Origin of the sequence: Pelagibacterium mangrovi, assembly GCF_036662815.1 — a bacterium.
In the GTDB taxonomy this organism is placed as follows: domain Bacteria; phylum Pseudomonadota; class Alphaproteobacteria; order Rhizobiales; family Devosiaceae; genus Pelagibacterium; species Pelagibacterium mangrovi.
The window spans coordinates 1-12,361 of record NZ_JBAFXA010000004.1 but is presented as its reverse complement, the minus strand read 5'-3'; the positions used below and the strand labels follow the sequence as shown (position 1 = coordinate 12,361).

Annotated in this window: 14 protein-coding genes; 3 read left to right on the top strand and 11 right to left on the bottom strand. The window is 60.9% G+C overall.

Going from position 1 to position 12,361, the window contains the following annotated elements; all coding sequences use genetic code 11:
• Positions 1 to 21: 21 nt before the first annotated feature.
• The 10 genes from V4T21_RS07650 to V4T21_RS07605 form a co-directional block, all read right to left on the bottom strand.
• Positions 22 to 1,221, bottom strand: coding sequence for an aminotransferase class V-fold PLP-dependent enzyme (locus tag V4T21_RS07650; protein ID WP_332715110.1), 1,200 nt, complete (start codon positions 1,219 to 1,221; stop codon positions 22 to 24).
• An 8-nt stretch (positions 1,222 to 1,229) separates the two neighbouring features.
• On the bottom strand, positions 1,230 to 1,724 hold the full coding sequence (locus tag V4T21_RS07645) for a RidA family protein (RefSeq protein WP_332715101.1): 495 nt from the start codon (positions 1,722 to 1,724) through the stop codon (positions 1,230 to 1,232).
• A 15-nt stretch (positions 1,725 to 1,739) separates the two neighbouring features.
• Complete coding sequence (locus tag V4T21_RS07640; RefSeq protein WP_332715099.1) at positions 1,740 to 2,726, bottom strand: ABC transporter ATP-binding protein; 987 nt, start codon at positions 2,724 to 2,726, stop codon at positions 1,740 to 1,742.
• Positions 2,723 to 3,739: an ABC transporter ATP-binding protein gene (locus tag V4T21_RS07635; protein ID WP_332715097.1), complete on the bottom strand. Its 1,017-nt coding sequence runs from the start codon at positions 3,737 to 3,739 to the stop codon at positions 2,723 to 2,725. The genes V4T21_RS07640 and V4T21_RS07635 overlap by 4 nt, the downstream gene beginning before the upstream one ends.
• Positions 3,736 to 4,950, bottom strand: coding sequence for an amidohydrolase/deacetylase family metallohydrolase (locus V4T21_RS07630; protein ID WP_332715095.1), 1,215 nt, complete (start codon positions 4,948 to 4,950; stop codon positions 3,736 to 3,738). The genes V4T21_RS07635 and V4T21_RS07630 overlap by 4 nt, the downstream gene beginning before the upstream one ends.
• Entirely contained in the window at positions 4,951 to 5,817 is an 867-nt protein-coding gene (locus V4T21_RS07625; RefSeq protein WP_332715093.1) for an ABC transporter permease, read from the bottom strand.
• Positions 5,817 to 6,758 (bottom strand): ABC transporter permease, encoded by a 942-nt coding sequence (locus V4T21_RS07620; RefSeq protein WP_332715091.1) that lies wholly within the window; start codon positions 6,756 to 6,758, stop codon positions 5,817 to 5,819. The genes V4T21_RS07625 and V4T21_RS07620 overlap by 1 nt, the downstream gene beginning before the upstream one ends.
• 163 nt (positions 6,759 to 6,921) lie before the next feature.
• On the bottom strand, positions 6,922 to 8,454 hold the full coding sequence (locus V4T21_RS07615) for an ABC transporter substrate-binding protein (protein WP_332715089.1): 1,533 nt from the start codon (positions 8,452 to 8,454) through the stop codon (positions 6,922 to 6,924).
• An 80-nt stretch (positions 8,455 to 8,534) separates the two neighbouring features.
• Complete coding sequence (locus V4T21_RS07610; RefSeq protein ID WP_332715816.1) at positions 8,535 to 9,086, bottom strand: IS5 family transposase; 552 nt, start codon at positions 9,084 to 9,086, stop codon at positions 8,535 to 8,537.
• A 126-nt stretch (positions 9,087 to 9,212) separates the two neighbouring features.
• The gene (locus tag V4T21_RS07605) at positions 9,213 to 10,025 is read right to left on the bottom strand and encodes a helix-turn-helix domain-containing protein (RefSeq protein ID WP_332715087.1); all 813 of its coding nucleotides are present in this window, start codon (positions 10,023 to 10,025) and stop codon (positions 9,213 to 9,215) included.
• Between the two features lie 131 nt (positions 10,026 to 10,156).
• On the opposite strand from V4T21_RS07605, the gene V4T21_RS07600 reads away from it, so the two are divergent.
• The 3 genes from V4T21_RS07600 to V4T21_RS07590 all read left to right on the top strand — a co-directional run bounded on the left by V4T21_RS07600 (position 10,157) and on the right by V4T21_RS07590 (position 11,523).
• The gene (locus V4T21_RS07600) at positions 10,157 to 10,567 is read left to right on the top strand and encodes a hypothetical protein (RefSeq protein ID WP_332715086.1); all 411 of its coding nucleotides are present in this window, start codon (positions 10,157 to 10,159) and stop codon (positions 10,565 to 10,567) included.
• Positions 10,568 to 10,918 carry a DUF1330 domain-containing protein gene (locus V4T21_RS07595; RefSeq protein WP_332715084.1) on the top strand — a complete coding sequence of 117 codons (351 nt, stop codon included), beginning with the start codon at positions 10,568 to 10,570 and terminating at the stop codon, positions 10,916 to 10,918.
• Positions 10,919 to 11,007: 89 nt separating this feature from the next.
• Positions 11,008 to 11,523, top strand: a complete 516-nt coding sequence (locus V4T21_RS07590; protein ID WP_332715082.1) for an AAA family ATPase — start codon at positions 11,008 to 11,010, stop codon at positions 11,521 to 11,523.
• Positions 11,524 to 11,745: 222 nt separating this feature from the next.
• On the opposite strand, the gene V4T21_RS07585 is transcribed toward V4T21_RS07590, so the two are convergent.
• The gene (locus V4T21_RS07585) at positions 11,746 to 11,994 is read right to left on the bottom strand and encodes a hypothetical protein (RefSeq protein ID WP_332715081.1); all 249 of its coding nucleotides are present in this window, start codon (positions 11,992 to 11,994) and stop codon (positions 11,746 to 11,748) included.
• Positions 11,995 to 12,361 lie beyond the last annotated feature (367 nt).

Genomic DNA, 12,361 nt, shown 5'->3' with positions numbered 1-12,361 from the left:
CTCGAACGTAAATGTATGCGGTCAATCGGGCCAGTTGAGGATGGCGGCTTCCTGATCCAATCGACGACGCTCGATATCGGAAACGATCGGCTGATTGGATTTGCGGGCGGCATCGAGCTCCTCGGTGAGGCGTTCGGCGACGACATGCTCTTCGTCCGGGTGCAAATTGCACGGATCGAGATAGAAATAACCGTGTTCGACCTCGTGGTCGCGCACGATCACCGGGCGTGTGCCCTGGCCGAGTCGGTCGGCGAGATCCCAGGCCGAGATATTGGCACCTTCGGGGTCGATGAAGACCTTCAACCGGTCGAGCGGATTGAACGTGGGGTCGGGGTCGACGATTGCCGTAATGCCGTCGCGGCCTTCGAGCGCTTTCGACCAGACGTCCAGCGCAGCCTGTTCGCGCGCGCGAATGCCGGCGTGGTCGCGGGTTTCCCAGGCTTGGAGCGCGGCGATAACGCCGGCCATGCCTTCCTTGCCCACTTTCATGCCGCGCCCGACCCCGCGGTTCTGCAGGTAACAGGCAGCAACGAGATCCTTCCGGCCCGCGATAATGCCAGAGGTCGGTCCGCCGAGGAATTTATGGCCCGAATAGAGCACCAGATCCGCACCGGCTTCGAGGAAAATCTTCAGGTCGTATTCTGACGCGGCATCGACGATGACCGGCACGCCCTTCTTGTGGGCGATGTCGCAGAAGGTTTTGAGTGGGATCTGACCGTAATCGACGACATGATGGGAAACGACATAAACGGCGGCGGCCGTCTTTTCAGTGATGGCGCCTTCGAGCTGGTAGGCGTGGGCGCTGGTCGCCTGGCCGATGGGTACGACCTTGGCGCCCGAGAGTCGGATGCCCTGTTCGACCGGGGCGCCATAGGACACCATATGGCCGGTCTGGATCAGCACTTCATCTTTCAGCTCGGTGGTATCGGGCAGGCGTTCGATGGCGGCGAGGTCCTTGCCGGTCATTGCTGCGGCGCAGGCGATGGTTATGGCGGCCGAGCATGATGCGGTTACGCACCCGGCTTCGGCGCCGGTCAGCCGGGCGATGGTGCGGCTGGCGATCCGCTGGAGATCGGAGATTTCGGTCCATTGGCTCAGGATGGCCGTGATGGTCTCGATGGCGTGGGGGACGACGATCGAGGCGCCCAGCGCGGTCATCGTGCCTGAACAGTTGATGACGGGACGCAGGCCGAGTTTCTGACGGATATCTGTTTGGGACATTGGCGTGCTCAATTGTCGATGGCGACGATGGCTTCGATTTCCACCGTGATCGCATTGGGAAGGGACGAAAAGCCGATTGCCGAGCGGGCGTGGATGCCTTTTTCGGCAAAGACTGCGTTGAAAAGGTCCGAACAGCCATTGATGACCTGCGGATGCTCGGCGAAATCGGGCGTAGCGTTGACCATGCCCAGGATCTTGACGATGCGGCGGACGCGGGAAAGATCGCCCAGCGCATCGTCCATGACCGCGATGAGATTGAGGCCGGTGAGCTTTGCATGCTCGTAGGCCTCGGCGGCCGAAACATTCTCTCCGACCTTGCCAGTGTGCTTGCGCCCATCGGGATAGGTCGGACCCTGGCCGGAGAGGTAAAGCCGACCGCCATCGATCACATAGTTTACGAAATTGGCGATTGGGGGCACTGGGGGCGGCAATTTCAACCCCAGCGCCGCGAGACGGTCGTAAGGGCTTTCGCCGGCGCTCTTGGTCGCCTCTGAGACAGTCATAAAATACTCCAGAATCTAAAACGCCTGCGCCAGCTCCTGATGGCGGATGCAGGCGACATGGTGGTCGCCACCGAGATGATCGGCAGGCGGGACGGTTTGGGCGCAGGCCTCGATGGCATGTGGGCAGCGGGTGCGGAACACGCAGCCCGAGGGTGGGTTGATGGGACTGGGAATGTCGCCCATGAGCGGCACGTGTTCGCGTCGGCGTGTGGGGTCCGGGATCGGGGCCGTGGCCAGCAGGGCCCGGGTGTAGGGGTGGCGCGGCTCGGCGTAGACGACGCGCGAGGGACCCCGTTCCATGACGCGGCCCAGATACATCACCACCACCTCGTCGCAGAGATATTCGACGACCGATAGATCGTGGGCGATGAACAGCAAAGTGAGACCCAGACGCTTTTGCAGATCGCCCAGGAGATTGAGCACCTGGGCCTGGACCGAAACATCGAGCGCCGAAACCGGCTCGTCGGCAACGACGAATTCGGGTTCGACGGCGAGGGCCCGGGCGATGCCGATGCGCTGGCGCTGCCCGCCGGAGAATTCATGGGGAAAGCGGCGGCCGTGCTCAGGCTGCAAGCCCACCAGCGTCAGGAGCTCGGCCACGCGGTCCTTGCGCTTTTGCCCTTTGGGATAACCGCACGCGTCGAGTGCTTCCCCGATGATCGCCTCGACGCGCATGCGGGGATTGAGGGACGAAAACGGGTCCTGGAAAATGATCTGCATACGTTGACGGAAAGCGCGCATCTCTTTTTCCGACAGGGCGAAGATGTCGGTGCCGTCAAACACCGCCTTACCCCCCGTGGGTTCGATGAGACGCAGCAGGGTGCGCCCGGCCGTGGTCTTGCCCGAACCCGATTCTCCCACAAGGCCAACGGTTGTGCCGCGCTTGATGGTAAAGCTCACGTCTTCGACTGCGTGGACGGTTTTTCCGCCTCGTCCGGTGAAATGCTTGACGAGGCCTTCGACGGTTAGAAGCGGTTGAGGGTTCTCCAGCAAGGCGCTCATATCTCGGCACTCCTCAGACAACGCGACAGGCGCTCTGGACCGGCAGGGTCGAGCGGGGGCGGGGCCTTGCTGCAGGCGGCAATCGCATAGCGGCAGCGCGGTTCGAAGGCGCAACCGGCGGGCAGGTTGGTGATGGGCGGGACGGTGCCGGGAATCGAATAGAGCGCCTTACGCTCGCCGCCCGGATCGAGATCGCGCGCGGCATTGGGGGTGCAGGCCAGAAGGCCTTCGGTATAGGGGTGCTTTTGCTTGGCAAATAGCGGGATGACCGGCGCGTGCTCGACGACCCGGCCCGCATACATCACCACCACCTCATGGGCGATTTCGGCGACCACGCCGAGGTTGTGCGTGATGAAGAGGATCGACATGCCGAATTGCTGTTGCAGCCGGCGCAGCAGGTCGAGGATCTGGGCCTGGATGGTCACGTCCAGCGCTGTGGTTGGCTCGTCGGCGATCAGCAGCGAAGGATTGCAGGCCAGTGCCATGGCGATCATGACGCGCTGGCGCATGCCGCCCGACATCTGGTGCGGGTAGTCGTCGAGCCGGTTGGCGGCATCTGGAATTTCGACGTGACGCAGCATTTCGAGCGCCCGTTTGCGGGCTTGTTCTCGGCTGATCGATTGATGTAGCGCGATCATCTCGCCGATCTGATCGCCTACCGTATAGAGCGGGTTTAGGCTGGTCATGGGCTCCTGGAAGATCATGGCGATCTCCTGGCCGCGCAGCTTGCGGAAGCCGCGCCGGCCCATGCGGGCTAAATCGTGCACCGTGCCCTTGGAATCGCGGAACAGCACTTCGCCGCTTTCGATGCCGCCCGGGCGAGCAAGGAGCCCCATGATCGAAAGCGAGGTCACCGACTTGCCCGACCCCGATTCCCCCACGACGGCGAGGGTCTGGCCGCGCTTGAGATCGAACGTCACCCCGTCGACCGCCTTGGCAGTGACGTTCTTGGTCTTGAACCAGGTACGCAGGTCACGCACCGAGAGGATGGTATCGGGGGCGAGGTCCGTCATAGCGCCCACCCGCAATGGGGACAGTTGTCCAGCGCCGCGCCGGGGGTGGGCTGATAGCGATGCGCCTTAATGACCGTAGCGCCCAGGATGGCGTGACGCGGTTCGAAAATCTGGTGCAGGGTGGCTTTGATGCCCTTGGAATCCTTTACCTCGACGTCGCTTTGTTCGAGATCGAAGATGGTGAATTCCGCCGGCTTGCCCTTGGCCAGCAGATCGGTGTGGTCGAGCCCGATAGCCTTGCGTGGAGCGTTGGTCGCGGCGTTGACGACATCCTCGAACGCCATGCCGAGCGAGAGCAATTTGGACATTGTGGTGCCCATGTCCCAGACGGCGCCGTCCATGGAGCGGTTGTGCAGATCGGTCGAAATGGTCTGGGGCAGCATGTTTTTTTCAAGCGCGGCCCTGGCGACTTCGAACGAGAAGGACGCGCCGCCATGGCCCACATCGAGCACAACACCACGCGCCGCCGCGTCTTCGACCAGCTTGTAAAGGTCCTCGTCCTCAAGGATCGAGCCGCCGATTTTGCCGTTGAAGCAATGGGTAACGATGTCGCCTTCGGTGAGAAGCGCCAGGATATCGTCGTAGAGCGGAGGCGGTTCGCCCACATGCACCATGATGGGAAGCTTGAGCACGCGGCCGAGCTTTTTGGCGAGCTTGACGGGAACGAGGTCCCATCCGCCGGAAATCACCGCGCTGGCCCGGACCTTGAGGCCGACGATCACATCACGATTGGCTTCGACCGTCGCAGCGATCCTGTCGATGTCGATCGAGCGCATGTCCTGAAGCTCGGTGACCCGGTTGCAGGCCACCAGCCCGATCGACCCGATGTTCAAAAACGCATAGACGTTCTCGAGAGCGGGCTCGATCATCAATTCGCGCAGGCCGTGGAAATTGGCCTCGCCAGCCGAACCGGCGTCGACCATCGTTGTGACGCCATGGCGGGCGCCGCACTGTTCGGGGCGCAGCGAAATGTCGGTCCCGCCATACCAAACATGGGTGTGGATATCGGTCCAGCCGGGCGAGAGGAAGCTGCCTTTTGCGTCGAGGATTTCAGCGCCGTCCGGGGCGGGAATGGCGTTGCCGGTCCCGGCGATCCGACCATCGGTATCGATGAGGATGTCGAGCGCATCGGCTATGCCGGCAAAGCCGACGGGACTGGCATTGCGGATGAGGAGCGCTTTGTCGGCGGGTTTGAACGTGTTGCCGATCATCTAGATGTCCTTTGCAAGACGGGGATCGAGAAGGTCGCGCAGGCCGTCGCCCAGAAGCTGGAGCGCCAGGACCGTCACGACGATGGCGAGGCCGGGATACAGCAGCAGCCAGCCGGCCGAATTCATGAACTGCCGCCCGGCGGAGATCATCGTTCCCCAGGTGGGAATATCGGGCGATATGCCCACGCCCAAGAACGAGAGACCGGCTTCGGCGAGGATGGCCTGCGCGAAGATAAAGGTGCCCTGAACGAGAAGCGGGGAGGTGATGTTGCGCAGGACGTGCCGGACCAGGATGACCGGTGTGGGCACAGCCAGGGCGCGCGCCGCTTCGACATAGGGCAACTCCCGGATCACCAAGGTCGAGGCGCGAACCACGCGGGCCATGCGTGGGGCATAGACGATGCCCAGGGCGATGACGACATTGATGGCCGAAGCCCCAAGGGCTGCGACGAGCGCGATGGCGAGGAGAATGTCGGGGAACGACATCATGGCATCGATGACCCGAGAGACCGGCGCATCGGCCTTGCGGAAAAAGCCCGCGACCAGCCCTAGGATGATGCCCAGGATCGATGACACGACGACCACCGAAAACGCTACTGAAAGCGAGGTCTGCCCGGCGTACAGCACGCGGGTGAAGATGTCGCGGCCAAGATCATCTGTGCCCAACCAAAATTGAGCGTTGGGCGCCGTGAGGCGATTGACGATGGAAAGCTGGGCCGGGTTATAGGGCGTCAGCACCGGGGCGAGGACCGCCGCGAGGACGATCAAGGTGATCACGATCAGCCCGATGGCGGCCGTCGGGCGACCGAGCAGCCGGACGAGAAGGTTGGGCGTCTTGCCCGGTGCGGATGCAGCGACGGCGGCCATCAATACCTCACGCGCGGATCGACCAGCAAATAAAGCATGTCGATGATGAAATTGACGAGGACATAAAGGCCGGCAACGATCAGAAGCGCTCCCTGGATGACCGGATAGTCGCGCCGCAGCACCGCCGAGACGATGAGATTGCCGACACCGGGCAACGCGAAGACCGTTTCGGTGACGATGGCGCCCGAGATCAGCAGCGCGGCGGTCAGGCCGATCACCGTGAGAATGGGGATCAGGGCGTTCTTGAGCGCGTGGCGCACCACGACCCTCCACTCGCTCATGCCCTTGGACCGCGCGGTGCGGACGTAGTCATCGTTGAGCACGTCGAGCATGGAAGCGCGGGTGAAGCGCATGATCAGTGCCGAGGAGACGATGCCGAGCGTGGTTGCCGGCAGAACCAGATGATAAAGGCGTTCCCCCAGGGATGAATAGGGACCGCCATAGCCCGAGGTCGGGAACCAGCCCAGGCCCACCGCGAAGGTCTGGATGAAGATCAATCCGAGCCAGAAGCTGGGCACCGAGGCCGCGAACATGGCCAGGGAGGTCATCGTCTGATCGAACCAGGATCCGCGCCAATACGCGGAGGCGACCCCGATGGGGAGCGCGATGATGGTGGCGATCGAAAGCGAGAAGATGGTGAGGAAAAAGGTCGGTTCAGCTCGCATCCAGAGCGCCGTGGTTACCGGTTGACCAAGAAAGATCGATTGGCCCAGATCGCCGCGCAGGATACCGCCCAGATAGGCGACGAACTGCTCGATGATCGAGCCATCCAGCCCCAACCGCTGGCGCAGCGCCGCGATATCGGCGGCGTTGGCGTCCGGACCGAGCATGACGGCGGCGGGATCGCCCGGTGTTACGCGGACGATGACAAAGACGATGGTGACCACGATGGCCATCACCGTCAGCATGCCGATCAGACGATTGAGTGCTGCGCGTAGCATTCCGTCGGGTCCTCTTAAAGGATGAAGGGGAGAGCCGCGCCGCCGAGATGGGCGGGCGGAAGGATCGCGAGGCGGCCCTCCCTTTGGGGCAAGGTTCCAAAAAACTCCTTGGGGCGCCGTCTCGGGCGAACCGGGCAACGGCGGCGCCCCGACGAGGAGGGGGTTATTCCTCGATCCAGGCGTTCCAGAAATAGGGCCACGGGGCAGGGGTTACGCCTTGGAGCGCGGGCGACTGAGCCGCTACGGCATTGAAATTGCCCACCTTGAAGGCCGGCACTTCCTCATAGATCGCCTCCTGAACCGCGGCCCAAAGCTCGACCCGTGCATCGGGATCGGCTTCGGCATTGAAGGCGCCCAGGGCCTCATGCTTGGCATCGGACACCCACCAGCCGGGCGAGCTGTCCGACATGATGCCGGTCAGGGAAGGCTCGGGCAGGAAGGGCGAATGGGTGATGTAGATGTCCCACGCCGCCGGATCGGTACGCTGCTGGGTGAGGGTCGCCCATTCGACGACGTCGAGCTGTACGTTCATGCCGGCAGCCTCGAGATAGGCTTCGGCCACCTGAGCCATCGTATAATGGAACTCATATTGGCGCGAGGTCAGGATGCGGATTGGGGAGCCGTCATAGGACGATTGCTCGAGAAGCTGCGTTGCCAGTTCCATGTCGCCCATCGGCTTATAGGGCTCGGTGCCGGCCTCGGTGTGCCAGACATAGCCTTCTGGATACATGGCCCCATCGACGGCAAAGAACTCTTCCGAGCCGAAGGCGGCGAGCAGCATGTCCTGGGGCGCCAGCGCTGCCTGAATGGCCTTGCGCATCTGGATGTCCGAATTGACGCCTTCGGCGGTGTTCATGACAAAGACCGGCCAACCGAACGGAGCCAACATCACCGGATCGGTATTGCCGCTCGCAATGCGGTCATAGGCCTCAACGGCGATGGAATCGACATAATCGAACTGGCCGGCGACGGCGCCCTCGATGCGAGTATTGGGGTCGGCAACCGGGACGAAGCGGATCTCATCGAGATATTGGTGACGGCCGCCGCCATATCCGTTGGGATCTTCGTCGCGCGAGGCGTAGTCCTCGAAGCGGGTGAGCTGGATATACTGATCGGGCCGGCGCTCGCCGAGCTGATAGGGACCGGTGCCCACGAAGTCTTCCATCACGTCTTCCGAGGCGATTTCGGAGGGGATGATGATCGCGGCCGAATTGTTGAGCGAAAGCAGCGAAAGCAGCGGCGCATAGGGACCGCTCAGGGTGATTTCGATGGTGAGATCGTCGACCGCTTCCACGCTTTCGACCATTTCGGCGGTCTGCATGCCGCGGCTGGCGATGCGCAGCCAGCGCTCAAGCGAGGCGACGACGTCCTCTGCGGTCATGTCCGAGTCGTCATGGAAGGTGACGCCTTCGCGCAGGGCGATGGTGTAGACCGTTCCGTCCTCGGAAATCTCCGGCATGTCGGCGGCCAAGAGCGGCACCACGGCCCAATTGGCGTCGAACGTATAGAGCGTTTCGAACATGTGTTGGGTGATGATTCCGACCAGATCGGCCGTGGAAGTCATGGGATCGAGGGTAGGCGGCTCGCCGATGGTGGCAACGTCGATCGCGCCGCCTTCGGTTTGGGCCATGGCGAAACTGGGCAACGCGATGCTGGCCAGGGCAGCGATGGCCGCTGCCTTTAGAATGGAATTCATGGTCTTCTCCCTTTTCAATGTTACGTAACTAAGTAATACATATCATTGTTTTGTCATGAGAGCAGAGGGATGGAGCTACGTCAAGTTGGAATGAGTTGAGTACGGAGTTCTGTCGGTCGTAGTGCCGCAGACAGTATCCAACCGTTGCCGCCGAATGAGAACCAGCGCTCGTGGACAAAGGGTATCCATAGTTTGACTGCGGCGATGGCGACGAATCCGAGATAGGACTCCTTGGTCTCGTCGTAGCGAGTGGCGATGCGGCGCCAATTCTTGAGCTTGTTGAAGAGGCGCTCGATCTGGTTGCGCCATTTGTATTTAGCTTTGTCGTGTGGGATCGGATCACGCCTGTTGCTTTTTGAAGGGATGACAGCTTCGATGTTGGCGCTGGCGATCTCTTCGCGAATGGCGCAGGCATCATAGCTCTTGTCGGCGAGGAAGCCCTCGATCCGGCCGGAAATCATCCGGAGCAAAGGCGCCAAGCCCTGGATGTCGTGCGTTTGCCTGGGCGTCAGGACGAAGCTGAGGGGGCAGCCTTTCGCATCACGGCGGGCATGGTGCTGTCGATCATGTCGGCGCTTCGGCCCCGCTCGACCATCTCTGCCAGCGTTTCGAGCATTGCTCCGAACACGCAGGTCTCCACCCAGCGTCCAGGCTATTACTCACTACAACGGCCCATACCCGGTTGAGCAAGGGATGCGCGATCTGCTGTTTGTGCAGTTTGACCTACTTGGGCTGAGAATGGCAGAATGAGACTTTGCTTACCTGGCGTCCTCAGACATCAGGATCGCCATTGTGCTTGCCGTCTGTGCATTGGCAGGGAAAAAGCTCTCGATGACAATGTCAGCCAGAGTGACATCCACTGCGGTGCCGAAGACCGTTGTTGTGCTGAGAAATTCGAGCGGTCCTTTCTCACTGTCGATGATGAGCGGTATCGCTATAAGGCGATCACGCGCCGGCGTGTTGCGGCTGGGAGAGGCATGTGCGGAGGGAACCGGGTATGACCTGAGTTCTTCGAGCAGCGCGACGAGCTGGAGGTCTCCGGAAATCTCAATATCGTGCTCCAGGCGCGAAAGGATGTGGCTTCGCCATTCCCTGAAATTGACGATCCGCGGTGCCAGTCCGGCCGGATGCAGGCTGAGACGCAGGACATTGACTTCTCCGTCCAGCAGGTGGCTTGAAGCGCCCCGCGTGAGGACACCGACGGCCTTGTTGTTGGACAGGAGCGTCCAGTGCCGGTCGACGGCGAGGGCGGGATGCGGGTCGTGGCCACGGAGCAGGTGGTCGATGACATCCCGGGCGGCAGCGAGTTCTGGCGAGGCCAGCGACCTTTCGCCATAGGCAGGAGCGAAACCGGCGGCCAAAAGGAGGATGTTTCGTTCCCTTAACGGAACATCGAGATGACCGGCAAGATGGATCAGCATATCGCGGCTCGGCCGCGAGCGACCGGATTCGATAAAGCTCAAATGTCGCTGGGAAATCTCGGCTTCAACTGCGAGCGCCAACTGGCTGAATCGCCGACGCTGGCGCCACTGACGCAGAAGATCCCCCGGACTGTGCTGCTTTTCCATCATGCCGACTTGATAGCACCCCCTGGGGTCATGGGCCATTACCCCTGAGGTAATCGACGCCAGTACGCAAGCACACGATGATGACGGTCTGTGCGGTTGCACAATTCGGATGCCAACCCTGAAAGGCAAATAGAATGGCCAACAATCATAGTCTTCCGTCTCTCTCCAATCTCCTCAATCTCGATGCTCTGGCTTGCAGCATCATGGGCGTCGCGCTGATCGCTGCATCGGGGCCAATCAGCGCATGGACCGGGCTGCCGATGCCGCTTCTGTTTTGGGCAGGCATCCTGCTTCTGCCCATCGCCACCTTCATGGCGGTTGCGGCACGGTTGGCGCCGGTGCCCAATTGGGCGGCAAATATCGTTATCCTGGGCAATTGCGCCTGGGTGATCGCCAGCCTCGCGCTACCGTTGGCGGGGGTGATCTCGCCCAACCCTTTGGGTTGGGTTCTGCTGGGAGCACAAGCCGGCCTCGTGACCCTGTTGGCCCTTGCCGAGTTCAGTGCAAACAACAGCCCGCTTACCCTCACACAAAGGACCAGCTGAATGACCGCCTATGCCATTGGCCATTTGCGCAACGTCACACTCAACCAGGGAATTCTCGATTACCTGCATGGCATCGACGCTACTCTCGAACCCTTCGACGGCCGGTTCATCATCCATGGCGGTCCCAGGGATGAACTCGAAGGCCGGTTTGCCGATGATCTTATCGTCATCTCGTTCCCCGACCTGGGCGCAGCGCGAGGCTGGTACGATTCGGCCGCATATCGGGCACTTGTGCCGTTGAGGGTTCAGGGCGCGGACGGCGACGTGTTCCTCATCGACGGGGTCGATTCTGACCACAAGGCGACCGATATCCTTGAAGGTTTGCCCTCGGAGGGGAGTTCGAATAATTGAGGGCAAGCCGGCTTGAAGACAAGGGAGAGCTGCGAGATGGCCGTCTTGCAGCTCTTCCCGACAGCGCATTTTCAACGCGAGAAATATGAATGGCCGCACCGCTTTACATTGTCACCGGAGCCATGGCGGCCGGGAAGTCGACGATCGCCAGGGAACTTGTGCGGCGTTTCAAGAGGTCCGCTCATGTCAGCGGCGACGCCTTTTTGCGCATGATCGCAAAGGGCGGTGCCGTTATGGGGCCGGTGCTCGACGACGAAGCCGTACTGCAACTCCACTTGCGGCAGGATATTGCCATGGACGCCGTGCGGCGATTCATTGGGGCAGGATTTGCCACGGTCTATCAGGACATCCTCTTGGGCGACGATTTCGTTCGCGTCACGACAGCTCTGGCTGACCTTGCTCCTCGCATCGTGGTGCTCAATCCCAGTGTCGAGGCCCTGGCGGAGCGCGATGCCAACCGAGCCAAGACCGGTTATAGCGAGCAGTTCCTGCCCAGCGCCCTTGCGGAAGTGCTTCAATCGAACACCCCTCGTCACGGACTGTGGTTGGATACCTCCGAGATGACGATCGATGAGGTCGTCGAGACAATCCTAGCAAACTGGTAGTGCTGCCGTTCAAACACCTTGCCGTATGCCAGCAATCTTTGCATTGCTCGCCATCAGGAAGCCGCCGAAATTTCTATTTGACCGAGATCAAACGCGGCGACGCATCTTGCAAGCGTTCTGGTGGCGGTTCTGCATCCGCAGCTGTCCGCCTCCGCTCCGGGCATGCCTGGAGGTAGAACGACAAGATGAAAAAGCTGGCATTCGCTTAGGCTACTTCACTAGCTAGAACCATTTCCGACCTTCGGCGGTGAACACGTACGAGCCCGATGAGTCGGAAGTTGACCAGCCCACAAGAGCCCAGTCTTTGATCTCGTGCAAAAATGCTCGACCGGTGGAAATCGTGAGAAAATAAAAGCCCCGGTTTCCCGGGGCTTTTTGTTTGATTTCGGCACTTGAGTGAAACTGATGCGCCGTTTGGTTCTGCACTAACTGACCGGATGCATATTCTTTGCGCGCATTGACAGCAACCACTTGTGCCTTTTCGCATAGTTTTCACATTAGTGGCCATGCTAAGTCATTGAAATATAACATGCAGGAAATCTGATTGAGGACTCGTTTGCCCATTATCGGGAAGACTGTTCTCACAGGATTAGCGGCATAGTTTTCCCATTCCACTGGGCACAATTTCCGCACTTATTTGGCGTTAGTTCTCCCATCATGGAAGACAAAAAAAAGGGCCCCTGGTAGGGGGCCCTTGCTCAATCAGGAATGGGAAAACTATCGAAGATCGCTACGCCGGAAAATGTAGGCTGAGTGACTTCTGGCCTCTGGGAGGGGCCTGATTGTCCGTCGTCAGAACATTTGGCACACCTCGCGGCGTAGATTAGCGGAGTGCGGG

Bases quoted from the DNA above. Each gene is read 5' to 3' on its own strand.
- V4T21_RS07650 (WP_332715110.1), bottom strand. From the start codon at position 1,221: ATGTCCCAAACAGATATCCGTCAGAAACTCGGCCTGCGTCCCGTCATC.
- V4T21_RS07645 (WP_332715101.1), bottom strand. From the start codon at position 1,724: ATGACTGTCTCAGAGGCGACCAAGAGCGCCGGCGAAAGCCCTTACGAC.
- V4T21_RS07640 (WP_332715099.1), bottom strand. From the start codon at position 2,726: ATGAGCGCCTTGCTGGAGAACCCTCAACCGCTTCTAACCGTCGAAGGC.
- V4T21_RS07635 (WP_332715097.1), bottom strand. From the start codon at position 3,739: ATGACGGACCTCGCCCCCGATACCATCCTCTCGGTGCGTGACCTGCGT.
- V4T21_RS07630 (WP_332715095.1), bottom strand. From the start codon at position 4,950: ATGATCGGCAACACGTTCAAACCCGCCGACAAAGCGCTCCTCATCCGC.
- V4T21_RS07625 (WP_332715093.1), bottom strand. From the start codon at position 5,817: ATGGCCGCCGTCGCTGCATCCGCACCGGGCAAGACGCCCAACCTTCTC.
- V4T21_RS07620 (WP_332715091.1), bottom strand. From the start codon at position 6,758: ATGCTACGCGCAGCACTCAATCGTCTGATCGGCATGCTGACGGTGATG.
- V4T21_RS07615 (WP_332715089.1), bottom strand. From the start codon at position 8,454: ATGAATTCCATTCTAAAGGCAGCGGCCATCGCTGCCCTGGCCAGCATC.
- V4T21_RS07605 (WP_332715087.1), bottom strand. From the start codon at position 10,025: ATGATGGAAAAGCAGCACAGTCCGGGGGATCTTCTGCGTCAGTGGCGC.
- V4T21_RS07600 (WP_332715086.1), top strand. From the start codon at position 10,157: ATGGCCAACAATCATAGTCTTCCGTCTCTCTCCAATCTCCTCAATCTC.
- V4T21_RS07595 (WP_332715084.1), top strand. From the start codon at position 10,568: ATGACCGCCTATGCCATTGGCCATTTGCGCAACGTCACACTCAACCAG.
- V4T21_RS07590 (WP_332715082.1), top strand. From the start codon at position 11,008: ATGGCCGCACCGCTTTACATTGTCACCGGAGCCATGGCGGCCGGGAAG.